The following is a 22,042-nucleotide window of genomic DNA, read 5'->3' on the forward strand; positions in this document are numbered from 1 at the left end:
GCAATATATTTATATACAAAAAACTTTAAATTTAACTAATGCTCATATAATATGTAAGTGAAGTGTAATTTTATTTTATGAAAAATAATAATAGTTATTTTGGTTTTTTAAGAGGTGCGATAAAAATCAAGAATGACATAAGAACCATGAAACAACACCGCTTTTAGCTAGGAATGACATTATTACACAAACTATAACTTAATCAATTGTGCTTTAGTTGCAAAATTTTCTATTCCCTCTAGATTGGTAGAGGTGACCCATAGTTGCATGTTTAAGCCGGTAAAAAATTCGATTAAATATTGACGTCTTTTGTCGTCTAAATGCACAAAGACCTCATCTAAAAGTAAAATCGGTGCTATTTTAGTTAGCTTTATAGCATAATTCATTTCAGCAAGGATTATTGTAATTAATATAGCTTTTTGTTCACCGGTAGAACAGAATTTGGCTAAGATATTTTTCTTTTGATGCTTTACTAAAAAGTCACTTTTATGAACTCCAAAACTAGTGCGACCAAGTAGTTTATCTTTGCTTCTTGTTTGATAAAGTTCTGCAGCAATAAAACTAACAATATTTTCTTTGCCGTTTAATATTTTTTGTTCAACAATGCCGTCAATCGATAAATCAGCTTTTGGAAATTCATTTTCAAGGTCATCTATTGCTTGCTGCATAAATTCTAAGGTTTTTAAGCGATTATTAGCAATATGGTTAGAAATATCAGCCATCTTTTCTTCAATAATTTTAAGCCAATTATCATCTTTTATATCTTCTACTAGAATTTTATTTCTTTCATGCATGTAATATTCGTATTTACTAACTAGCTCTGCATGCTTTGGATTAAAATTATAAACTATTCTATCAAGAAATTTTCTTCTATCACTGCTACCGCTTGTAAAGATTCCTTCCATGTGCGGAGTCAGCCATACCATGCTAGTGAATTTACTTAACTCATTATTGGCTATTTTACTTTCGTTATACTCAGTTATCCTTCTATTAGAGCTACGTTTAAATTGGGTGGTAAATTCTGCAAGTCCTAGCTTACTTTGCAATAGAGCTTTAACTAGACAATGATCTTCTGAAGTTTTGCATATATAGGCAAGTTTTGCTGATCTCAGCCCTCTTCCTGGATAAAATAGCGATATAGCTTCTAAAATATTAGTTTTACCGCTACCGTTTTCACCTATTAAAATTATTGGTGTATTATCTGTTTTTAGTTCAAGATTTTTAAAATTACGATAATTCTCAAGACTTAAGGAATGTAGGAAGATATTTTTCATTTTATGAAAGAATAATAGTTAAATTATTGATACGTTGCATTTATACTGTCTAGAAATTGCCATAGTAGTTTTGCTTCTTGATATGCTAATTTTTGTTCTTTTGAGCTTAAATTATTAATCAAATTTGTACATTCTTGTGTATGCCATTGATCAACTTTATTATGAACAATTGTAAAGTTCTGTAATCTGAAATTCCATAAAATTTTTGTAATCCTTGAATTTTAGAGTCAGATACTTTAGGAGTCTGACGCTCATAAGCATAAAGTGTTCCAAGACCTATAGAAAAAGATTTCTCTGTTAATTTCAAATAACCTTGAACAAGTTTTTGAGTTGAGTCTAATTTAGGTTCTGAAGTGAGTTGGTTTCTTAAACATCAAAGTCCTGCAGCAAAACGATTTCCATAATTCCGGGTGATTTTCTTCACCTTGTTCTTCTTCTATAAGATTACCAAGTAATATTTGTCTAGCTTGTATATCACTACATTTGGAATGTATTGCACTTATATAACGTGGGAAAGCTGTAACGTGATGATAATATTCTTTTTCGTAAATTTGTAAAGTAGACTGAGTAAGTTTTCCCATATTCCATAATTGATAAAATGGATGATTTAAGAGGTTATATTGCTCAAGATTTTTATATTAAGCTGTTCTAAAAATTTCATCTTACCTCCTTTTAGAGGTTATCAGTAAATAAATTTTAATTAGTAATTAAAATTTATTTACTGATAACCTCTTAGTAAATTTATAAATCTGATAATTGTTTGTTTTATCTATTATTACAGAATGCCATTCTGCTAAAAGATTAAGAGGAAAAAAAGTATCTCCATCATAATTTTTATTTATTTTTGTAAGTAAAAATTCATCAATAAGATTTTGCTCTAGGAAAAGCATCGCTATTTCTGCCCCTCCAACCATAAAAATTTTCTTATCAGTAAAAGGTTTTATTACCTGCCAAAAACCATCTAAGGGTTTAATAAAAAATATATTATTATAAGATTGTAATGGTGTATTTCTTGAAAAAACAATACAAATACAATTTTTTAAAATCTTTGCAGGTATAGAGTCAAAGGTTTTTCGTCCCATGACTATAATATTATTTTTTACCGTCTGATAAAAATATTCATACTCCTTAGTATAAGACCAAGGCATCTGACCTTTATTACCTATCACCCCTTGTGGGTCACATGCCATTATACCGATGATTTTTCTATTTTTCATAAGATATAGTTAATCATATGGTCTGCTACAAAAAATCTTTGATGCTCTATAACATTATGCACTCGTAAATAATCAACTACGTTTTCCATTAAATATTTTGATATTGCTATTGTTTCTAAGTCTCTTTCCGATGCTTTGGAATTATAAAAAGCAGAAATATAAGATTTTCGTGAGTGTCCTACCAATATCTCACATCCTAGATTTTTAAATTCTTTAATATGTTGTAATATATATAAATTTTGATAAACGGATTTTCCAAAACCAATTCCGGGCTCAAGAATGATATTTTTTCTATCAAATCCACATTTTTCTAATTTTGTTCTTTCTTGCTCTGTCCATATATTTAAGCTAGCAAGCGGAGATTTATCGAAATCAAGACATTTTTGTTTTTGTGGTGGAACGGTTAATGAATGCATAGTAATAATTTTACAATTATAATCGGCAATTAATCGTAATGTATAATCATCTAGATTATTTTTAACCAAGTTGATACAGGAAATAGGATATTTTTTTAAAACACGTTTAATTACTTCAGAAGTAAAACTATCAATACTGACTATAACTTCCTTAAGCTCTTCAAGAACATTATCAAGCCTTACATATTCTTCATCTTCATTAATAATTAAAGCAGAAGGACGTGTTGATTGTGATCCAAGCTCAATTATTGTAGCCCCTTCATTTATCAAGCGTACAAAATTTCTAACGGTATCTTCTTTATGAAAACTCAATCCTCCATCAGAAAAAGAATCAGGAGTAATGTTTAAAATACCGACAAATTGAGGATTTAAAACAAGAGAGCGTATAATTCCTTGATTTTCAATTAAATGTGCTATTTCTGCAAAGGTTTTATTGTTGTAAAAATTATTGATCGGACATGAATAACGACATTCCAAGCTTAAATCTGCAATTAGATGAATAAGAAACGGTCTGTTTAATAATTCAGGATGCGGTATCTTTAAATCAGGTAAATCTATATGGCAATTATTCCAAAGTAGGATATCTAAGTCAATAGCTCTTGGAGACCATTTATCATAAGAGCTTGCTCGACCTAGTTGTTTTTCAATCTTTTTAAGCTCAATTAGAAATTTACTAGGCGTTAAAGTACTTTTGCCCTGCACCACCATATTTAAATATGATTTATCCCAAGCTTTATCTGCATTAGGTGGTAGAATAGCTTGTGTTTCAAAAATAATAGATTGCTTAAGCAATATAAAATCACAACTTTTTAGTCAATTTAGAGCTTTTTTAATATTTAAAAGTCTATTACCTAAATTACTGCCTATAGAAATATAAATCATAGTGTCTCCTTTCCTGAATAAGAAAAAGAAACTCCGCCATGCACTCCTGAAACCGGTGATTTTAATTTAGTAACGGTTACGTTTAGAAAGATCTTTTCTAATTTAGATTCGATAAAATTTTGATAAATAATATCATATATTTGTGCGGCTAAATACTCGATAAGATTAAAGTGATTTTCTTGAGAAAGTTTTTGTACTAGCCGTACGATTTCTGCATAACAAACAGTATCGTTTATATTATCCGTTACAGTAGCAAGGGGAGGAGTTGAGGGAAAGAGTTTTATGTTAATTTTTACAGGTTGAGCGTGGTGCTTTTCTTGAGTGCTGCAGCCAAGATGTACCCAAGTTATTAGTTCCGAAATATTAAGTTTACATGAATAATTTAAGTTGAAAGCTTGATACCTATCATAATATTAATGTTAGTTTAGTATAAGCTCTTTATAAAAAGATACAATAGTTAAATTGATATACCGCCACTTTTTTTAAAACCGACATGAGCTTTTTCAAGTTTTTTAATAAGTCTAGGTGAATATGATTTAATGTCTTTTTCCTTGCCGCCTTCATATTTTTTAGCGAGTTTCATGCCCCCTCTGATCATATTATAGGCGAAGTTCATTAGCTTCGTTTCGCCTGCTATTCTTTTTGGGTTCATAAACATATAAATTTGGTAAACGGCAAAGCTTTTTAATAAACGTTTTAAGTCTATTCTAGCTTGTTTGGTTAAACCTTGTAATTTGTCTTTTGGGTTTGCAAGGTTTTTATTAGCATCTCTAACTATTTTAGAATGCTGATGCATTAAATAATTACTGACTTCGGCAACATTCTTGTTAATGAGCTTCTCATCCATTTTAAGCATTTTAAGCTTTAAGTTTTTAGTTTTACCTAAATACTTACGGATTAATAAGATAATCCGACTTTGCAGTTGAGTTAAATCCATAGTTTGTTCATTTAAGATAGCAAGCATTCGTTCCATCTCATACTCAAATTCTTCATTTTGGCTTAATTCTTCAAAAATTTCCTCTACCTCTTTACTTTCAAGTACAAGATCGTCACTAATACCCATTAATGCATCTTTTATTTGATCAGCAATTTTTTTGGTATCTTCGGAAAATTGATTATTTGTCATAATCTAATTCATCGTTAAATATAGCTATTTTTATATTAGCACCACATTTCTGCTTGTCTATAAAAATTGTATTAAGAGATATTAAATTTTTCTCATTGAGGATACTCTGAGGAATTATAACAAGCACCTAACATATTGCTAGAATTTTCATTATTATCATAATATGGTCTAAATGAAGAATTAAGGTTTAAATCATCGAACTTAAGTAAAGGTTCTTTAAAGTATGAATCATGTGACCGGCTTGTCGTAATATTCGTATAATCAGTTTCTAGTTTTTCTTCTTTAAATTTTTCTGCTAAATTTTTATATTTTTCAGTTTTTTGTATAAATTTAAGTTGACTACATGGTGAAGAAATTATTGATGTTAACTCTTTAGACAAATCATATAATATTCCATAAGGTTTAGATCTTCCTTGTTCTTCTATGAGAGCTTTCGTATTAAGACAAAATACTTTTAGTGAATCTTGCAGACTTTTTTCTGAGATATCTAGATTATATTGGTTATAAAAATCCCTTGGCTTGAATATAATTCAATTATTTCTGATGCTAATTTAGCTATATCTTGTTGATTCTTTTGCTGTATTTTCTTTTTTAGTTCTGATTCTTTGAGATGTAATAATTTATTAAAAGCTTCTTTTGCATAAGATATATGAGTAGTTTTTTTAAAATATTCTAAAGCTTTTACATGATTTCCGCTCTTAAATTCAATCTTCCCAAGTTTTATATTTGCCTCTTCAGAACCAAGGTTAGCAGCGTTTTCATACAATCCTATTGAGTCTTTAGATAGTTTTATTGAGCCATTAGGTGTACAGATTTGTGCTTGTTGACAATAAATTTCTGCTAATTGATGTTTATATAAATTTTCGTTTTGATAACAATCATTAATAGATTTATGAGTTTCTTTTGGTAATTTTTCTAATAAATTATAAATAGGTAGCGCTTGATCAGGTAACACAGGCTGATGTAAAAGCTTATCATATATTACTTTATCGAGATTTTGAGATATTTCTGTAATAGATTTAGAGGCGGTAATATACTTCCAAAGAGATTTAGCTTCTTGCTTGCTGACTGAGCCTATTAGTTTTTCTAAATTACTAATGCTATTATTTATAGTTATACCTAATATATTATTAAAATTCTTAAAGTTCTTTGTTAAAAATAATTTAATATTATCTAAATTTTCAACATCAGTGCTAGAATTGTTAATATGCTGTAAAAAGTTTTTTAAGTTATATATATTATTGATTGCTTTTAAGTCTAAAACATCGTTATTTTTGATATCTTCATAAAATTTTTCAATAGTCTCATTTAATTTGTTATAAAATGAATCTTTATCTTTGCATATTGTATGCTTAAATGATTCTAATAACTTTTCTTTTATATTATATGCCCCGAGGTAAATAAATCATTAAACCATTTTGCAGAATTAAGTGTAACCAAATTTTCTTTTTCGGAAAATTTGATGTTAGATAAATATTTAAGATAATTTAGAAGATTCTCTAATTTATTTTCTGATTTCGGTGTTTCTAAAAGCTGATTTAATTTTTTAACGGTTTCTAAGAAATTTCCTATAGTTTTGGCATTGTCTTCTAACTGTTTATAATAATTTACTATATCTATTAATTGTTTCAATTTGTCTGTTTTAGGCAAAACATCTTCAAAACTTAAATTATTTTCTATATATGTTTTAAGCTCATTGATACTAATTGGTACTTCTTTATTAATTACATTTATAAAATTTAAAATATATGTTAAATTTTCGCCGTCGATTGTTATTTTATTATATTCATCTAGAATAATATAATTATCATCTCTAATATTTAATAGATTTGTATAGTCTTTTGCTTGCTCGCTAGCTTGAGGTAATAAATAGAATCTTTTATTTTATTAATGATACTCTTTTGTTCATAGCTAAAATTACCGGGTTTTATAGTGTTATCAATAATTTTAGATATGAACAAAAGAGTATGATTATTGCTTGCTTGGGCTATCGGTCACTACTATAGATAAATTGCCTTCATTTATATCAATATATCTCAATAATTTAGTAAATTGTTCAAATATACCGACAAGTTTTTCTAGATTGGCTTTGACAAGGGAAGAGTTAGAGTTTTTGGTTTCAATATTTTTTATTGCTAATATAAATTTAGTAGGAGTCGTACTTAGAATTTTTTGTAGGAAAAATTTGTCAATAGTAGATTCAGAGGATGAATTAGCAGCATCCAAATAAGAACTGTTATATGTTAAATATTTTGCGTTTTTTATATAAAAACTATCTAAAATATTTGAACTTGCTGTTAGACTTTTTTTGAGAAGTCCCAATCTCCATACTCATTACTTTCTAATATTAATTCACCGTCTTTAAGAAAATTAGCTATGAGATTTAAATCTTCTTTCTCTTGCCCTAATATAATTATAGCTTTATTACTCCTATCAATAATAGATTCATATTTCTCACTATCTTTATTAATTAAGTCGATAAAATTTTTATCCTTTAACATATCAGATATAAAATTTTCCATTTCTGCTTCCTTTATTTCTTCTTTTTTCAACATCATTATATCCCTCATATTTTCTGCTTTATTGTGTTCAATATTATTTGTTATTTCAAACGAATTTTGATTTAGGAGTGTTTGTATCGGTTGAGTTGCATTGTTGTTGTCATTTAGTGTTTGAAATAAATGGTCTTCAGAAATAGTACTATCTACTATTTCCGTATGTTCTTGTTTTTTAAATTTATCATTTAAACGTTTTACATAAATGGTATAATTGTATATAACTAATCCGTTTCTTAGTTGTTTTTTTATTTAATAATCTTTAAATTTAGTTAATAAATTAATTAATTTTAACTAACAATATCACAATTTAGATATTACGATATTTAATATACTGAAAGATGATTTTTATTGCATATATGATAAGCATAAGTTTTATTATAAATAAATATTAATAATTACTTAGGTTATAAGAAATAATAAAAACCAAATGTATATTATAAAAATTTTTATAGCCCTAGCTATGATTGCGGGCATAATATTTTTATGTTTATTGTATTCTTAATTAACTCCGTCTAAGCTTAAGATTGGTGCGAAAACTAGTAATATGGACGATTCGCCTAAAATTAAGTTTACTCTTATAGATCAAGAAGGAAAGAAATTTGATAGTACCCATTTGCAAGGTCATTTAAGTTTGATTTATTTTGGTACTACCTATTCCTTATATGACAATCAAGCACTAAAAAGAGTAGAAGATATTATTAAGATTTTGAAGAAAGAGAATATTTTAGTACAAGTAGTTTTTATTACTCTAGATTCTGAGCATGATACAAGTGAGGTATTAAAAAAATATTTAGAAAAAATAGATGATAATTTTATAGGTTTAACGGGGAAAGTCCAAGATATTGAACAATTAGCAGATCAATTGAAGGTCTTCTATACATCCAAAATATTTGATGTAAAAACAAACAAATATGAATTACAACATTCTAATTTTGTGTATTTAATTAGCAGTCAGGGAAAATTTTTAAAGCATTATTGCTTAGGCTTACCGAAAAATGGTTAACAGATAATCTCTAAGCATTTCCTATTTGTGATGAGAAATGTATTTCATCAATGCCTAAGTGTTTTAATGCATTATGCCATTTACTTTCAGGATTATCAGCAAAAATAAATTCTTTATTACAATCCATAACCAACCATAGATTTTTCTCTAATTCTTCTTCAAGCTGCCCTGGTTTCCATGCTGTATAACCAACAATGAATAAGCTATTTTTAGGTCCTTTACCGAAAGCTATATCTTCTGAAATTTCTAAATTAGAGCTTACTGCTAAATCATTATGGAAATCCAATAACAAATTTTTATTATAATCGCTAGAATGAAGAAAAAACCCTTTTTCATGTTCTACGGGTCCGCCAAGATATATAGGAACCATAACCGGGGTTGTTATTTCGTCATTTTTTATTTTAAAAAACGATTTTAAATCTATATGATTTACTAAGCGGTTAAATATTAATCCTATTGCTCCTTCTTCCGTGTGTGATAACATATAAATTAAGGATTTATGGTAAATGCCTTTTGTAATTACATACGGTGTAGCAACTAGTGTTTTACCAGATAAGTTATGAAAAATTTTATCGCCCATAAATAAAACTTTAATTATATAATATATAAGATTTAAATCCAATTATTCAATAGAAGTTAACAATAATGATCACATTTTTTGATATTACTATTTTTGCTATTATTACTCTTTTCTCATTTTTCGGCTTATATCAAGGCATAATCGGGTTTGCAACTAGAATACTCAGTTTTATTACTTCTATAATGTTAGGATATTTTTTATATCCATATATTTCTGACCTAATCGGGAAATATATAGATAATGAGGTTATAAGAATAATTATTGCCGGTGTTATATCTTATGTTATTGCTTTAATTTTAGGTGTTTTTATAGTTTATAAATTTCTTGCTATAATTTCATTTATGAGAAACGGTTTTATTGACAGATTCTTAGGGCTATTAGCAGGATTTGCTGTAGGTACTACTATCTCATTAGTACTATTTTTTATAACAATGATCTTTACTTCTGAAAACTATTTTAAAAGTAAATCTTTAAAAGATTTTGTAGTAAGTAGCAAACAGAGCAAATATGGAGGAGTACTGAAAGTTTCCGTTACCACTGATTATTTAGATGAATTAAGTAAAAATATTATAGTTATAATTCCAAACGAGACTTTAAAATCTATTGAAATATTTGAAAATAAAGACCTAAATAATTTCAAAAACTCTCTTAAGAAATCAAATGATTCTAACGATAATGAGGATGTATTTTCTCAAGAATTACAAGATGAGCTTTCTAATATAGATGATGAATAGGATGTTATTTTGACGTCATTGCGAGGAAATTACGACATTGTTGTGCGGATCGAAAAACGCACTCGGTGTCATCCCGTGGCTTGACCACGGGATGAGACAACGGAAAACTGATCCACACGGGCAATGCCTGCTCGCAATGACGATTACCTACCAAACAAACACCATAACCCCTACCTTTCATTAAACCAGCCTATTTCCCTTAAATTTCATAAATCACGCCATCGTAAATAAATAGTGTATAATGACCGATAAGTTAAGTGGTAAAATCATTAAAAGCAATAAGTTATAGGGGAAATTATAACTAATAAGAAAAAAACTTTTTTAATAAACTTTTACTAGCAACCAGTAGTATCGGGCTACTTGCAAGCATGGGAGGCTTTGCGGCGGATATTATTCCGGCGGGAAATCCATCTTCTAATATAGGTACGATGAATGATTGGAGATATAATCACAACCATTATCTTCCGCAAGATAATGACAATATTATTATTGCAGAAAATAACCATAGAGTTAATTTTGCCTAAAATATTAATGATATTAATCTTTATGGTTTTAATGGGGTATTTACTATTATTGAAGGCAATCCAACTACAAGAGTTAGTATTAACAATATAACTAACGTTGACAATCCGCACACTCAAAGGGCAGTTCAAAATGCTTTAGGAGCACCTCTTGCATATGGAGCCAATAAAATAATGCGAAAGCAAAGCTAAAGCTTACAAGCGGTAATGGAACAGGTTCTGAGCTAACCATTACCGGTAATGACATTAGTGCCGTTGAATCTATTGAGCTTGTATTTAAAGAAAAAGTTGATATGAAACATCGCAACGGCAGTGTAATAGATACAGGGAATTTAGAGTTTATAAGTTTTGGGAAGGTAAGGGTTAATAAAGATTTTACCGGTAATATTACTATTACTAAAACTATGAGAGGAGAGGTAACTTTCGTAAAGATTCCTGATATTTATGAAATCGGCTCACAAACCAAACAAGTTTCTAAAGTGATGTTTGAAGGTAATCATGAACACAAATTAATATTCGCACGCAGGACATTACAATTAACGGTAATGCTAACATTAACGGCTCGACATTCGATCTTAGACGTAACGTAATTCTTACCGGTGATGTAGTACTTGAAGGCAATATTACTATAAATGCTTTAGGAGAAAGCGGTATAGTTTTTCAAAATCTCCCTATGGCATTCGGTACAAATATTGTAATTAATATTAATAGGGCTCACACGGCGAATGATGTAGCCGCCCTATCAATTTTGAGGATGAGTAATGGAGATGCATTTGTTCCTAATGGATATACTTATACTGCAGCTATCGGAACCGTTGCTTTACCGCAAGGATTACAAGTACAACAGGTAGGAGTGCAAGCAGCGGCACAACCGGCACATGCTCAAGCAAGAGCGGAAGCAGCGATAGCAGGAAACGTAATAGTAGCAAGAGAAACAGTAGATATGTTAGGACAGAGACAAGCACGACTACAGCAAGATATGGTAGCGGCTCCGGGTGAGGGGGCAGCAACAAGTAGACAGAGAAAACTTAAGGTTAAGGCAAGCATAGAATGCACTAGCACGAATACAAGCCGAGAATCCGCAACAATTAGCAGATGCACAGCAACGATTAAATGCTGTACGTGCAGGAGCCGATATAGGGGAACAAAATCAAGCACAGCAAGCTTTATTTGATATTCGTAACGCTCCGTTTGTAGCACGGTTGGACTTAACAAATGCACAAAGAGAAGTACCGGCACAAATTGCAGTACTGCAGCGAGATGGACAAGCTAGACAAAGAGAGATACAATAACCAATTGATAATATAGCTCTAGAATCGGTTCAAGCTAGACAAGATCAAGTTGATGCAGAGACACAAGCTAACCTAGTCGGTTTAGTAGTACCGGCAGATGCACAAGCACAGCAACAAGCACAAGCTCAGCGTTAACGAAAGAGCTGAACAGCAAAGACTGCAAGCGGAGTATCAGCAACGTCAAGCTAACGAAATAAGAGTAGCAGAGGAATATGTTAAAAAACCTGAGTCGCAAAAATTAGCTGAGGCCATCAATAATACTATCGTTGTCCATACGGAAAATACTTTTGTAGCGGAAGCACAAAAAGAAGTGATTAGAGAAAAATCTGCACTTGTTATGCAAAATCCTGAAAAACACGCTGTAGAGCTTGCTAAGGAATTAGTAAATAATAAAGCTGAGCTTAAAGCAGTAGCTAAAGTAGCTAATGATGATACTGTTGTAGTGAGTAAAACAAAACAAGAACAATCCTTATTATTCGTAGCAAACTTAGCTCAAGTTGCACCTGATAATGCAAAAAAAGTAGTAGAGCATTTAACCGAGCAAGGAACAAGATCGGTTAGTGTAGTTACAGCTGAAGCAGTAACTACTAGTATTAATAATCACTTATCAGGCGGTACTATGATAGTCGTTGTAGCAGGTGATGAAGCAAACCCTATAATTACTAAAAAAAGATTATGGGTTGCCGGTACTTTCGGTTCAAGTAATCAAGATGCATATAAAGGTGATCCTAGCTATAAAGGCACGGTATCCGGCGGCATGATCGGCGGTGTGAGCTTTACATCGGGGAAAATAGTCTTTGTCGGTATTGCATATAGCCGTATGAACTCTGACTTTAAGTTTAAAGGTTCAAGTACTGGTGATAAATTATTGGCAGAAAGCGATATTATTTCTCTATACGGTTAACAACAGTTTAGTAATGGCTTTATATTACAAGAAATATTTTCAGCAAGTAACAGTAAAATCAACAAAAAGGACTTAAGACTGGTCGGACTTCATAGCTATAAAACGGCTAGTGGTAAATATACAAGCAAAGCTTATGGTTTTGAGGGTAATGTCGGTTATCAATTCTCTGCCATGGACGGTATAAATTTAATGCTTAATATCGGTATTAGATATTATACATATAAAGATAATGCTTATACCCAAACCGGTACAGGTGTGAATAATATGTATGTCGCTGGTAAGTCCGGTAACTTAACTACAGGGATTGCAGGCATAAAATTAACCGCTCCTAAGAGATTATCAAACGATACTCAAATAGTACCGGGACTACATGCTTCCGTAGAAAATAGCTTTAGCAATAAGCAACCTAAGGTGAAAGCTAGATTTATTTGGACAGATAATTACTTTGAGCACATTACAAGAGCAGTACACCGAAAGTCGGCTATAATGTAGGTGCAAGTTTACTTACCGCTCATAAGAATATTGAGCTATTTGCAACGTATAACTGTAATTTATGCAGCAAATATACTAGCCACCAAGAGGTTCATTAAAGTTAAAGATATTGTTCTAAAAATATCATTCCTGTGCGGGATACCAAATCGTCATTGCGAACAGCCGTAGGCTGCGTGGCAATCTCATGAAATAATAACAAACTCCTGAGATTGCTTCGTCAAATTACTTTGTAATTTTCCTTGCAATGACGAAAAAACAATATCCACGCAGCAATGCCTCATCGCCTTGTGAATTCCTTGCTCTTTTTGAAGTTAATCTTCGTCTACCATTCTTCATTTCACATCAGTATACTCATAATTCCCTAACCGGTTTTAGTACTAACTTTTTGTTACTAAAGATATTGATTTTAGAAAAGAAATTACTTTTTGGCTTTTTAAAATCACGTTGATAATTTTCACCGGTGACAGCATTATAGCTAGTAATTAAAGAAGGTATAACCTCGTTATAATATATTTTATAAAGGTCATGCATAGTTTCTTTGGTAGTTAAATATCCCCATTTTGCGGCTTGTTGCGGTACTCTTGCTAAGGCTTCAATGCAGGCTATCGCTTCTTCAATTTCAGGGTTTTTATTTTTATACACGTCAGCTGCCGGTGATAAATTAGCTTGCATATCTTTAAACATAGCATCAATCATTAATGCCATATATTCATCGGTTTTAAATTTTCTTACAAATATTAGATTATTCCTACTGCTATAATTTAAAAGCCGAAATTTATATACAAAAATCATGAATTTTATAGCATAAACTTTTAAGCCGCTAACTTTATTTGCATTATAAAATTTAAGTTTCGTTTCATAATCTAATTGCTTTTTCATACCTGCTTTAAGGAGCTTACTCAGCAAATTATGACAATGTATTATGTCATTTTTTCTAGCAATTCGTACTTTATCGGTAGCTTTAGTACCAGAAAAATTAGCCGAATGGCGAGTTATTTGCCTGCCTTTATCATCTCTTTTTATATCGGCAAAATGCCCAAGTTCTTGGGCTGCGATAATCTGAAGTCTTGCTGCCGCAGCAAAGCCGTTGCCGTAAGTCGGATGATCTTTATTGTTGTCAGCAAAAGGATTACCGCCGCATGAAACAAAAATAGCTACGTCCTTGCCGTTAGTGCTTTGCATACCGCTATTACCGCCTACTCGTTGCCAGCTAACCATATCCATCATATCGCCGATATTATGTGAGTAGGTAAGAAATACTTCCGTCTTATTAAGAAGAAGCCACCTTATTACGATCGGATGAGCCGACTGAACAAAAATACGTGCTAGCATTTCGGTTACTTCTTTCTTAACCGGCTGTAGCTTTTGTATTTGCTTTTTTAAATTATCGAAAATTGATTTTATTTTTTGATCTGAAGCGGAATTTCTATATAAATTTTGAAAAAGCTTGGTAGTTTCAGGGATTAAATGCGGGCTTGTTAGCTCTTCTTGACTAACCATTAAGCTTATATTAAGAGCAGGTTCGGTAAACCTTGCAAAATTGCAGCAATCATCGGTATCTATCCGTAATTTACCGGACTTAATTAATTGCATAGCCAAATGCTCATACTCTATTTCCATGTCCTGCTTATAAATAGCAGGAACACGGTCAAGAATGTGATATATGCTAGTCATTTTAAAAATTTAGTGGTTATTTTCTACATTACCTGTTGGTAGTACATCATCATTTTCGTCTATATTTAAAGGTATGAGCTCTAAGTTAAATACAAGCTTAGGTTCATTAGGTACGTGCTTCGGTTTAGGTTCTTCTTCAAATATGAGATTTACAACAACATCTACCTTAGGGAATACTGTATCAAAGCAATCTTTAAAAAATTTATCTGACGATTTTAACTTTATTACATCTAATGCTTTTTGTCTACCATCTTCATTTTTAATACATATGTTAATTGTCTCTCTCCTAAAAAATAAATGAGGATAATCATCGAAAATTTTTGTAATTAGCTCCGGCTGTTGCTCGCTAAAATATTCGAGACATAACTTATTACCATATCTAAATATTTTATATGCTAAGAATAAGACAAAACAACCTTGTTCTTCTTCAGTAAATTTATCAGCAAAATATTTTTGATTAAGAAAATCTTCAACTCCTCTTCTGATGCCGGTTGAAGAAATCGCTATTTTTTTCAAAAGTGGTTTTGAACAATCAACCGAAAAGCAAGATATCTTTATACTTCGCAGCTGTCCGCTTTTTGCTTTCTCAGTTATTATTTCAGATTCAGGTACTTTTGCTTTTCCATTTGCCATAAATCGTACTCTACATTGCCGGGAGTAGTTTTCTTTATATCATCCCATGATGTGCTTAATCCTTCTTTTGTAGTAGTTAAAATTTGATTTAACAACGATTTAGAACTCTTTAATATATCCTCTGCATGATGATACATATAACTAATCAAAGAAATAGCATCTTGAAACGCTAATTTTTCCATAGGATTACTATTCATTTCTTTGTATTATTGGTATCATAACGAAAAAATTTATTTTGCATTGGCAATTTAGTTGTAAAGAAATTACTGAAACCTGTCTCATTATTTTTTTTGATTTCCACACTCCTTAAATTAGCAAAAAGTAAAGCTATTCTCTGTAGATCTTGTCCTACAGGTACGGTTATATCAGATTGTTTATTAATCATTTTACAAAATTTAGTAAGTACATCTACTAGCTTTTTTTCTTCCTTAGAGTTAAACATATTATCACCGGCATCATGCAGAACTGCTATTAGAGTAGTGGCAATAGAATTTAAAAAACCGGACGCTGCTTATGTCGCCAAGATAACAAACCCATTTTATAAGAGAAGAGGCACTCACACGTTAAATACCCTGCATCAGGAACTACTAGGCCGCTACTTACAGTACTAGCAGCAATACATACATTGTGTAAAGCCATATTAAAACATTTATAATATTCTCCTAATTTAGGGTTAATGACTTTCAATTCTTGAATTTGGTTGTTTATATCTGCAGTATACTCAACATTTGCAGATTGTAACATTTTTTTATGTCTGCAATTGCTTGCGCATGTCAAGCTATATCGTGGTCATGTTTAGCTATTATGCTTATTAATGCATTTAATGTTTGACTCACTTCTATTATATCATGCGAATCTTTATTATTAAACGAAGTTAATTGACTACTATCTTTCGATAACATCGGTGAATTAGTAGTTTTATTAAGTTCTGGAGTTATTTGACTGAGAATTTCCTGAAATTCTTCCTCATTCTCTGGACAAGATATATATTTGTTAAGTACAGTACCAGCTTCGCTTAATTTGCCTGCTTTATAAAAAGCTTTTCCTAATAAAACATCAGTATCTTTAGGTTTAGATGTATATAGAGCTGCTTGTCATAATGAAGCTACTGCCTTAAGGTAAAGGTCTGTTTGTCCAACATTATTATAATACTCTCCCCAACACAAGTAAGTGATGCCTTCATAATAATAGATATGTATAACACCTTTATACTGTTTAATTAAGGTAAATATATTAAGTGCTTCTTTATATTCATTTTTACTTAAAAGTTCTCTTCCTTTAGAGATTAATTGGTTTACGATCTCTTTCATATTCTAATCTATTATTAGTTAATTGTTTAAATCATATTATGGCCGCCGTTGATAGAAATAGTCTCACCTGTTATAAATCCGGCATTTTCATCAACTAAAAATGCCACGGCTCTAGCTATTTCTTCCGGCTGTCCTAGTCTTTTTTTGGGGATACTATTAACGATTTTAACAAGCACATTTTCGGGTACTGCTCCTACCATTTTGGTTGCAATATATCCTGGAGCTATACAGTTAACGGTGATATTTTTAGAAGCAGTTTCACAAGCAAGGGCCTTAGTAAGGCCGATAATTCCGGCTTTAGCAGCAGAGTAATTAGTCTACCCAACCTGCCTTGCTTGAGCATTAATTGAACTGATATTTACTATACGACCGTAATCTTGGTTTTGCATCTGCTCCATTACGCTACTAGACATATTAAAGCAAGAATTGAGATTAACGTTAACCACATCATTCCAATCTTGATGACTCATTTTATGTAGCATTTTATCTTTGGTAATACCGGCATTATTTACAAGAATACTTACCGGTTTTTTAAACTCCTCTTCAATTTCCTTTACTGCTTTTCTACATTCTTCAAAATCCGCAACATTCCAGCGTTTGGTTTTTATACCGTATTTTTCTTCCATTTCTTTAGCAGCGTCGTAATTGCTGAAAAAATTAGCAACTACCGTAAGACTCTTATTTTTTAATTCTAAAGCGGTAGCTTTACCTATTCCTCTAGTACCGCCTGTTACAATTGCAAGTTCTGACATTATTTCTCTATACCTATATTTTGACTTTTATTAAATTTAACCGGTGGGATTATACTTGGTTTAGGCTATGACACCGATTTAGTTAACGGTTTAACAACTTTCCTATCACTGTGTATTGCGATAGATTCTCTAGGGTGATTTTTTTCATATTCTGCATCTATCTTTTTATCCATCTTTCTTTTCTTCAATTTCATTAGTTTTAGCAGTTAATGCCATTATAGCAGCAAGTGTTTCTTTTCTACTTTTTGGAATGACTCTTTTATTTTCTTTTTTAGTGCTGTAACAACCTATTGTTGCACCACCTGCATAAATACTACCTGCTTGCTGAGCAATATGACAGTTTTTAAGTAATTGTTTATCGATATCTGTTGCTTTTTATACCGGTATATTTTGATACTGCTTGAGATATTTTATTATGTTCATTAAGCCCTTCTCTATCTTTACCGTTGGCACACATTGTTAATATTTTTTCTTGAGGTAAATTTATTAAACTGGTGGTTTTAGTTTCTTGTTTATTTTGTCTTATTTTCGTTGTTAAATTACTTAAGACATCTGATATATTTAGATTAATATTTTCTTTATCAAAAGATATAAAAGGCAGTTTTGTTTCGAAGGATACTCTAAAAAGAATATCTGCTTGCTCAATATTTTTTCTTAATGTTACAGTTTTTTTTGATATTTCTTTATTTCTGCTGCATTTCCTTTAGGTTTATTTATCCTAAAAAAACGTTCAAATTTGCTTCTAGGTTTAATATGTGCTTTTAATTCATCAATTCCTTTTTCAGTCGGTAAATTTTCTGCTATTTTGTTTAAAGTATCACTCACTCCTGCAAAGTTATTTGTTACTCCTATAAGCCTAAATAAATTAAGAGGAGTATTAGTATTTTTCCCACTGACATTTTCCATAGATTTTTTTGTCTGATCAACAATTGTGGGATCATTGTTAGCTCCTATAGGACCTGAGTTTAATGTATTAGTATGAAGAGTAACGCCGTCTTCAAGCCATTCTTGGGTTTGGCGTGCATTTAAGTCGGTAGTTTTTTGTCTAGAATCTATATCATTTGAAATCGAGGCTAATGTACCTGCATGTTTAGATGTAAGCAATGTTTCAAAATTTTTACCGTCTTTGTCGGTTATTGTCCCAATTTTCTCAAAGGCGTTTTTCATGCCAACAATTTGTCGTAACTGGGTTGGGATAACATGCCTACCGTTTTAAATTGTATCAGTATACTGATCAACAAGCTTCCTCTCCCATTCAGGCATTACATTATACCAGTTTTTACCGTCTCTATTTTAATATTCTTGCTTTTGTTCTTCTGTCAAGCCTTTAAAAGCTACTTCCGCTTCGACTACAATATGCTCTTTTCCCCCATCATTGATGACTTTTGACAAAGTTACTATATTACAATGCTCATCATTGAAATTTTGAAAATCTTTAGCAACATTTAATTTTTTATGAGCATTTTTAATACCATTTTTTCCTAGCAATTCAGCAACACTGTCAATTTCAGCTTGCATATTTTTTGAGATGTTTTCTTATGATTTTTCCATATTCAAAGCATTGAAACTATTAATAAATTTTACTGCTTCTTTATTTAATTTCAGCACAAGCTCAGGTTTATTTTCGCCCTTTGCTATGTCTATCGCTCCTCTGATAGCATTTAAATATTGCATTTCAAAAGCTTTAGTGCCTAAAACAATTTTTTCATTGGGATGGTTATGACCGTCACGTATTAATATTGGAGTTTCACCGTTTTTCCCTTCAATTTTAGCTCTATTTGTTTCTAAAGGAACGCCTACTCCGGGTGTGGTTAAAAATTCTTTTGTATGATTTAATAAAAACTCCTTATCGTTATCAAATTGTTTTTTTAATGATGAAAGCATTATAAAATTCTATATGTAGTTGTGCATCTCTTGTTATTTTAATTAAAAATTATTATATAAAAATAGTCTAGTTAAAAATATTTAACTTTATTAATTAAAATATGTTATTTATATGAATATTGATAAATTTACTGCACATGCTAAATCAGTGATAGCTAGTAGCCAATCACTTGCTGCTAAAAATGATCATCAGCAAATATTACCTTTGCATTTATTATCTAGTCTTTTAAGTGAAGAAACAGGTATAATTCAAACCCTTATTAATAATACCGGCGGTAATATAAACTTATTAAAAGATCAAGTTCAGCTAGAACTAAATAAAATCCCAAAAGTTCAGGTTGAGGGAGGGGGACAAGTTTATTCTTCTGCTGAAGCTCTTAAAGTTTTAGAAAAAGCTAGTAGCTTTGCTAAAGACAGTGGGGATAGCTTTGTAACCATAGAGCGTATATTTGAAGCATTAACTTATGATAATACTATAGCCGGTAAAATTTTAACGAAAAATGGAATTAATAATAAAAAAATAGCAACAGCTATTTTACAGCTTCGTAAAGGCAAAAAAGCAGATATCGAATCGGCAGAAAATAGTTACGATGCTTTAAGGAAATATGGCAGAGACATAACAGAGCTTGCCGAAAGCGGTAAGCTTGACCCGATAATCGGGCGTGATGAAGAAATAAGAAGAACGGTGCAGGTACTATCACGACGTATGAAAAATAATCCTGTATTGATCGGTGAACCTGGAGTCGGTAAAACTGCTATAATAGAGGGGCTTGCACAACGAATATTTAGTAAGGACGTACCTGAATCGCTTATTAATTGCCGTATTATTGAGCTTGATATGGGAGCTTTAATAGCGGGAGCTAAATATCGAGGCGAATTTGAAGAGCGTCTTAAAGCAGTGCTTGGCGAAATCAAAGAATCAAGTGGTGAAATTATTTTATTTATCGATGAATTGCATCTATTAGTCGGTACGGGAAAAACCGACGGTGCTATGGATGCCTCGAATTTACTAAAGCCGATGCTTGCTCGTGGTGAGCTGCATTGTATCGGTGCTACTACTCTAGATGAATATCGTAAATATATCGAGAAAGATGCGGCACTTGCTCGTCGTTTTCAGCCTGTTTACGTGAGTGAGCCGACGGTTGAGGATACTATATCAATACTTAGAGGAATTAAAGGAAAATATGAGCTGCATCATGTAGTGCGAATTTCCGATAGTGCAATAGTTGCAGCAGCGACGTTATCAAACCGTTATATTACCGATCGTTATTTACCTGATAAAGCTATTGATTTGATTGATGAAGCTTGTAGCCGTATGAAAATAGAGCTATCAAGTAAACCAGAAGAGCTTGATGAGCTGGACCGTCGTATTATTCAGATAAAAATAGAGATTGCAGCACTTAAAAAAGAAAATGACGAGCATTCTAAAAAGAAAATAGAGCATTTAACTACAGAATTAGAAAAATTAGAGTCTAAATCCTATGATATGGGAGCTAAATGGCAAGCTGAAAAGTCTAAACTACAGCAAACACAAAAGCTCAAAGAAGAACTAGACCGTAGCCGAAACGAGCTTGAACGTGCCGAACGTGATGCTAATCTCGCTAAAGCTAGTGAGCTAAAATATGGAATTATACCTGAGATTATGAAAAAGATTCAGGAAGCCGAAAGTATGGATAATAAAGGGCTGTTAAAAGAAATTGTATCAGAAAGCGATATAGCAAGTATTATCTCTCGTATTACTGGTATTCCAATTGATACGATGCTATCAAGTGAACGTGAGCGTCTGCTTGTGATAGAGCAGAAATTACGAGAATCGGTAATAGGGCAGGATGAGGCAATTAAAGGTGTTAGTGATGCGGTAAGAAGATCACGTGCAGGGATTCAAGATATTAACCGCCCGCTTGGTTCGTTCTTATTCTTAGGATCGACCGGAGTCGGTAAAACCGAGCTTACCAAAGCCTTAGCTGGTTTTCTTTTTGATGACCGTAATGCAATACTTCGTATAGATATGTCGGAATATATGGAGAAGCACGCTATTTCTCGCCTGATAGGAGCTCCTCCCGGCTATATCGGATATGATCAAGGTGGGGTGTTGACGGAGGCAGTAAGACGCCGTCCTTATCAGGTAATATTATTTGATGAGGTTGAAAAAGCCCATCCCGACATATTTAATATTATGCTGCAAATACTTGATGAGGGAAGATTAACAGATAGTCAAGGTATAACGGTTGATTTTAAGAATACTATAATAGTTTTAACATCTAATTTAGGTGCTGAGATACTCGTTAATCAGAAAGAGGACGAAGATACATATAAAGTAAAGGATGAGGTTATGGAATATGTAAAAGCAGTATTTAAACCTGAGTTTTTAAACAGACTAGACGAGATTATATTATTCCATCGCCTAAATCGTAATAATATTCATGATATAGTTAAGATACAGCTTGAAAGCTTAAAGAAAATTTTACTAGCACAAAATATTATTCTTGAATTTGATGAATCTGCCTTAAATTATTTAGCCGAAAAAGGTTATGATCCAAGCTTTGGAGCAAGACCCTTAAAACGTCTTATCCAGCGGGAAATACAAAATAATTTAGCCAAAATGATTTTAGCAGGCGAAATAAGTAGGGGTAAAACGGTTAAAATAAATGCAAAGGATAAAGAATTGAAGGTAACAATGAGTTGATTAATTTTTTCCGAATAACGAATTATCGCATAATCCACTATTCTTGTTAAAGGCACTGTCTAATAATTATTGATTTTGTCATTGTGGGCTATTAAAAGATTTGT

Annotated in this window: 25 protein-coding genes and 7 pseudogenes; 7 read left to right on the forward strand and 25 right to left on the reverse strand. The window is 31.6% G+C overall.

Annotated elements, in window-relative coordinates; translation table 11 throughout:
- Positions 1–191: 191 nt before the first annotated feature.
- The 12 genes and pseudogenes from recF to O6R16_RS04715 all read right to left on the reverse strand — a co-directional run bounded on the left by recF (position 192) and on the right by O6R16_RS04715 (position 7,473).
- Positions 192–1,274, reverse strand: a complete 1,083-nt coding sequence (gene recF, locus O6R16_RS04660; RefSeq protein WP_499680213.1) for a DNA replication/repair protein RecF — start codon at positions 1,272–1,274, stop codon at positions 192–194.
- Positions 1,275–1,297: 23 nt separating this feature from the next.
- Positions 1,298–1,581, reverse strand: a pseudogene (locus O6R16_RS04665) (iron-containing redox enzyme family protein).
- A gap of 34 nt (positions 1,582–1,615) precedes the next feature.
- Positions 1,616–1,855, reverse strand: a complete 240-nt coding sequence (locus O6R16_RS04670) for a thiaminase II/PqqC family protein (protein ID WP_499680214.1) — start codon at positions 1,853–1,855, stop codon at positions 1,616–1,618.
- A gap of 126 nt (positions 1,856–1,981) precedes the next feature.
- A complete protein-coding gene (locus O6R16_RS04675; protein ID WP_499680215.1) occupies positions 1,982–2,491 on the reverse strand; it encodes a dihydrofolate reductase in 510 nt (169 codons plus the stop codon).
- Positions 2,488–3,699: a dihydropteroate synthase gene (folP, locus tag O6R16_RS04680; protein WP_499680216.1), complete on the reverse strand. Its 1,212-nt coding sequence runs from the start codon at positions 3,697–3,699 to the stop codon at positions 2,488–2,490. The genes O6R16_RS04675 and folP overlap by 4 nt, the downstream gene beginning before the upstream one ends.
- 86 nt (positions 3,700–3,785) lie before the next feature.
- Entirely contained in the window at positions 3,786–4,151 is a 366-nt protein-coding gene (locus O6R16_RS04685; RefSeq protein WP_499680243.1) for a dihydroneopterin aldolase, read from the reverse strand.
- Between the two features lie 95 nt (positions 4,152–4,246).
- A complete protein-coding gene (locus O6R16_RS04690) occupies positions 4,247–4,915 on the reverse strand; it encodes a DUF5394 family protein (protein ID WP_499680217.1) in 669 nt (222 codons plus the stop codon).
- Between the two features lie 92 nt (positions 4,916–5,007).
- Entirely contained in the window at positions 5,008–5,295 is a 288-nt protein-coding gene (locus O6R16_RS04695; RefSeq protein WP_499680218.1) for a hypothetical protein, read from the reverse strand.
- A 107-nt stretch (positions 5,296–5,402) separates the two neighbouring features.
- A complete protein-coding gene (locus tag O6R16_RS04700; RefSeq protein WP_499680219.1) occupies positions 5,403–5,870 on the reverse strand; it encodes a hypothetical protein in 468 nt (155 codons plus the stop codon).
- 422 nt (positions 5,871–6,292) lie between these two features.
- The gene (locus O6R16_RS04705; protein WP_014419678.1) at positions 6,293–6,565 is read right to left on the reverse strand and encodes a hypothetical protein; all 273 of its coding nucleotides are present in this window, start codon (positions 6,563–6,565) and stop codon (positions 6,293–6,295) included.
- A gap of 321 nt (positions 6,566–6,886) precedes the next feature.
- Complete coding sequence (locus O6R16_RS04710; protein ID WP_499680220.1) at positions 6,887–7,237, reverse strand: hypothetical protein; 351 nt, start codon at positions 7,235–7,237, stop codon at positions 6,887–6,889.
- The gene (locus tag O6R16_RS04715) at positions 7,213–7,473 is read right to left on the reverse strand and encodes a hypothetical protein (protein WP_499680221.1); all 261 of its coding nucleotides are present in this window, start codon (positions 7,471–7,473) and stop codon (positions 7,213–7,215) included. The genes O6R16_RS04710 and O6R16_RS04715 overlap by 25 nt, the downstream gene beginning before the upstream one ends.
- Positions 7,474–7,879: 406 nt before the next feature.
- Here O6R16_RS04715 and O6R16_RS04720 point away from each other — a divergent pair.
- Positions 7,880–8,476 (forward strand): annotated as a pseudogene (locus O6R16_RS04720) (SCO family protein).
- Between the two features lie 10 nt (positions 8,477–8,486).
- Here the strand turns inward: O6R16_RS04720 and O6R16_RS04725 are convergent.
- Positions 8,487–9,056, reverse strand: a complete 570-nt coding sequence (locus O6R16_RS04725; protein WP_499680222.1) for a YqgE/AlgH family protein — start codon at positions 9,054–9,056, stop codon at positions 8,487–8,489.
- Positions 9,057–9,121: 65 nt separating this feature from the next.
- Here O6R16_RS04725 and O6R16_RS04730 point away from each other — a divergent pair, with 65 nt between their 5' ends.
- The 5 genes and pseudogenes from O6R16_RS04730 to O6R16_RS04750 all read left to right on the forward strand — a co-directional run bounded on the left by O6R16_RS04730 (position 9,122) and on the right by O6R16_RS04750 (position 13,117).
- Entirely contained in the window at positions 9,122–9,790 is a 669-nt protein-coding gene (locus O6R16_RS04730) for a CvpA family protein (RefSeq protein ID WP_499680223.1), read from the forward strand.
- A gap of 368 nt (positions 9,791–10,158) precedes the next feature.
- A complete protein-coding gene (locus O6R16_RS04735) occupies positions 10,159–10,314 on the forward strand; it encodes a hypothetical protein (protein WP_499680224.1) in 156 nt (51 codons plus the stop codon).
- A gap of 12 nt (positions 10,315–10,326) precedes the next feature.
- Positions 10,327–11,116, forward strand: a pseudogene (locus O6R16_RS04740) (hypothetical protein); the annotation flags it as partial.
- 584 nt (positions 11,117–11,700) lie between these two features.
- The gene (locus O6R16_RS04745; protein ID WP_499680225.1) at positions 11,701–12,507 is read left to right on the forward strand and encodes an autotransporter outer membrane beta-barrel domain-containing protein; all 807 of its coding nucleotides are present in this window, start codon (positions 11,701–11,703) and stop codon (positions 12,505–12,507) included.
- A gap of 57 nt (positions 12,508–12,564) precedes the next feature.
- Positions 12,565–13,117 (forward strand): annotated as a pseudogene (locus tag O6R16_RS04750) (autotransporter outer membrane beta-barrel domain-containing protein).
- Positions 13,118–13,350: 233 nt separating this feature from the next.
- On the opposite strand, the gene O6R16_RS04755 reads toward O6R16_RS04750, so the two are convergent.
- From O6R16_RS04755 to O6R16_RS04810, 12 genes and pseudogenes are all read right to left on the reverse strand, one after another.
- Positions 13,351–14,673: a DUF2748 family protein gene (locus tag O6R16_RS04755; RefSeq protein ID WP_499680226.1), complete on the reverse strand. Its 1,323-nt coding sequence runs from the start codon at positions 14,671–14,673 to the stop codon at positions 13,351–13,353.
- 9 nt (positions 14,674–14,682) lie between these two features.
- Positions 14,683–15,209: pseudogene (locus O6R16_RS04760) on the reverse strand (hypothetical protein).
- Between the two features lie 57 nt (positions 15,210–15,266).
- Complete coding sequence (locus O6R16_RS04765; protein WP_499680227.1) at positions 15,267–15,488, reverse strand: hypothetical protein; 222 nt, start codon at positions 15,486–15,488, stop codon at positions 15,267–15,269.
- 11 nt (positions 15,489–15,499) lie between these two features.
- Positions 15,500–15,748, reverse strand: a complete 249-nt coding sequence (locus tag O6R16_RS04770) for a hypothetical protein (protein WP_499680228.1) — start codon at positions 15,746–15,748, stop codon at positions 15,500–15,502.
- 50 nt (positions 15,749–15,798) lie between these two features.
- Positions 15,799–16,050 (reverse strand): hypothetical protein, encoded by a 252-nt coding sequence (locus O6R16_RS04775; RefSeq protein WP_499680229.1) that lies wholly within the window; start codon positions 16,048–16,050, stop codon positions 15,799–15,801.
- A pseudogene (locus O6R16_RS04780) lies at positions 16,011–16,208 on the reverse strand (hypothetical protein). The gene O6R16_RS04775 and the pseudogene O6R16_RS04780 overlap by 40 nt, the downstream one beginning before the upstream one ends.
- Before the next feature lie 192 nt (positions 16,209–16,400).
- Positions 16,401–16,616, reverse strand: coding sequence for a MarR family transcriptional regulator (locus O6R16_RS04785; RefSeq protein WP_499680230.1), 216 nt, complete (start codon positions 16,614–16,616; stop codon positions 16,401–16,403).
- Between the two features lie 26 nt (positions 16,617–16,642).
- Positions 16,643–17,368, reverse strand: a pseudogene (locus tag O6R16_RS04790) (SDR family oxidoreductase).
- Between the two features lie 65 nt (positions 17,369–17,433).
- Positions 17,434–17,562 carry a hypothetical protein gene (locus O6R16_RS04795; protein WP_499680231.1) on the reverse strand — a complete coding sequence of 43 codons (129 nt, stop codon included), beginning with the start codon at positions 17,560–17,562 and terminating at the stop codon, positions 17,434–17,436.
- A gap of 466 nt (positions 17,563–18,028) precedes the next feature.
- Entirely contained in the window at positions 18,029–18,535 is a 507-nt protein-coding gene (locus O6R16_RS04800) for a hypothetical protein (protein WP_499680232.1), read from the reverse strand.
- A 126-nt stretch (positions 18,536–18,661) separates the two neighbouring features.
- Complete coding sequence (locus tag O6R16_RS04805; RefSeq protein WP_499680233.1) at positions 18,662–18,886, reverse strand: hypothetical protein; 225 nt, start codon at positions 18,884–18,886, stop codon at positions 18,662–18,664.
- An 18-nt stretch (positions 18,887–18,904) separates the two neighbouring features.
- Positions 18,905–19,252, reverse strand: a complete 348-nt coding sequence (locus tag O6R16_RS04810; RefSeq protein WP_499680234.1) for a hypothetical protein — start codon at positions 19,250–19,252, stop codon at positions 18,905–18,907.
- A 112-nt stretch (positions 19,253–19,364) separates the two neighbouring features.
- On the opposite strand from O6R16_RS04810, the gene clpB reads away from it, so the two are divergent.
- Positions 19,365–21,938, forward strand: coding sequence for an ATP-dependent chaperone ClpB (clpB, locus tag O6R16_RS04815; protein ID WP_499680235.1), 2,574 nt, complete (start codon positions 19,365–19,367; stop codon positions 21,936–21,938).
- The last annotated feature ends 104 nt before the right edge of the window (positions 21,939–22,042 follow it).

Origin of the sequence: Candidatus Rickettsia tasmaniensis, from assembly GCF_036857515.1 — a bacterium.
Taxonomy (GTDB): domain Bacteria; phylum Pseudomonadota; class Alphaproteobacteria; order Rickettsiales; family Rickettsiaceae; genus Rickettsia; species Rickettsia rickettsii.

What these genes read in the sequence shown, in the direction of transcription:
- O6R16_RS04725 (WP_499680222.1), bottom strand. Translation starts at nt 9,056, where the DNA reads ATGGGCGATAAAATTTTTCATAACTTATCTGGTAAAACACTAGTTGCT.
- O6R16_RS04785 (WP_499680230.1), bottom strand. Translation starts at nt 16,616, where the DNA reads ATGAAAGAGATCGTAAACCAATTAATCTCTAAAGGAAGAGAACTTTTA.
- O6R16_RS04735 (WP_499680224.1), top strand. Translation starts at nt 10,159, where the DNA reads ATGGGAGGCTTTGCGGCGGATATTATTCCGGCGGGAAATCCATCTTCT.
- O6R16_RS04775 (WP_499680229.1), bottom strand. Translation starts at nt 16,050, where the DNA reads ATGTTACAATCTGCAAATGTTGAGTATACTGCAGATATAAACAACCAA.
- O6R16_RS04795 (WP_499680231.1), bottom strand. Translation starts at nt 17,562, where the DNA reads ATGAAATTGAAGAAAAGAAAGATGGATAAAAAGATAGATGCAGAATAT.
- O6R16_RS04715 (WP_499680221.1), bottom strand. Translation starts at nt 7,473, where the DNA reads ATGATGTTGAAAAAAGAAGAAATAAAGGAAGCAGAAATGGAAAATTTT.
- O6R16_RS04765 (WP_499680227.1), bottom strand. Translation starts at nt 15,488, where the DNA reads ATGGAAAAATTAGCGTTTCAAGATGCTATTTCTTTGATTAGTTATATG.
- O6R16_RS04730 (WP_499680223.1), top strand. Translation starts at nt 9,122, where the DNA reads ATGATCACATTTTTTGATATTACTATTTTTGCTATTATTACTCTTTTC.
- O6R16_RS04755 (WP_499680226.1), bottom strand. Translation starts at nt 14,673, where the DNA reads ATGACTAGCATATATCACATTCTTGACCGTGTTCCTGCTATTTATAAG.
- O6R16_RS04770 (WP_499680228.1), bottom strand. Translation starts at nt 15,748, where the DNA reads ATGTTTAACTCTAAGGAAGAAAAAAAGCTAGTAGATGTACTTACTAAA.
- O6R16_RS04805 (WP_499680233.1), bottom strand. Translation starts at nt 18,886, where the DNA reads ATGCAAGCTGAAATTGACAGTGTTGCTGAATTGCTAGGAAAAAATGGT.
- O6R16_RS04745 (WP_499680225.1), top strand. Translation starts at nt 11,701, where the DNA reads ATGCACAAGCACAGCAACAAGCACAAGCTCAGCGTTAACGAAAGAGCT.
- O6R16_RS04690 (WP_499680217.1), bottom strand. Translation starts at nt 4,915, where the DNA reads ATGACAAATAATCAATTTTCCGAAGATACCAAAAAAATTGCTGATCAA.
- O6R16_RS04800 (WP_499680232.1), bottom strand. Translation starts at nt 18,535, where the DNA reads ATGAAAAACGCCTTTGAGAAAATTGGGACAATAACCGACAAAGACGGT.
- O6R16_RS04675 (WP_499680215.1), bottom strand. Translation starts at nt 2,491, where the DNA reads ATGAAAAATAGAAAAATCATCGGTATAATGGCATGTGACCCACAAGGG.
- O6R16_RS04810 (WP_499680234.1), bottom strand. Translation starts at nt 19,252, where the DNA reads ATGCTTTCATCATTAAAAAAACAATTTGATAACGATAAGGAGTTTTTA.
- O6R16_RS04670 (WP_499680214.1), bottom strand. Translation starts at nt 1,855, where the DNA reads ATGGGAAAACTTACTCAGTCTACTTTACAAATTTACGAAAAAGAATAT.
- recF (WP_499680213.1), bottom strand. Translation starts at nt 1,274, where the DNA reads ATGAAAAATATCTTCCTACATTCCTTAAGTCTTGAGAATTATCGTAAT.
- clpB (WP_499680235.1), top strand. Translation starts at nt 19,365, where the DNA reads ATGAATATTGATAAATTTACTGCACATGCTAAATCAGTGATAGCTAGT.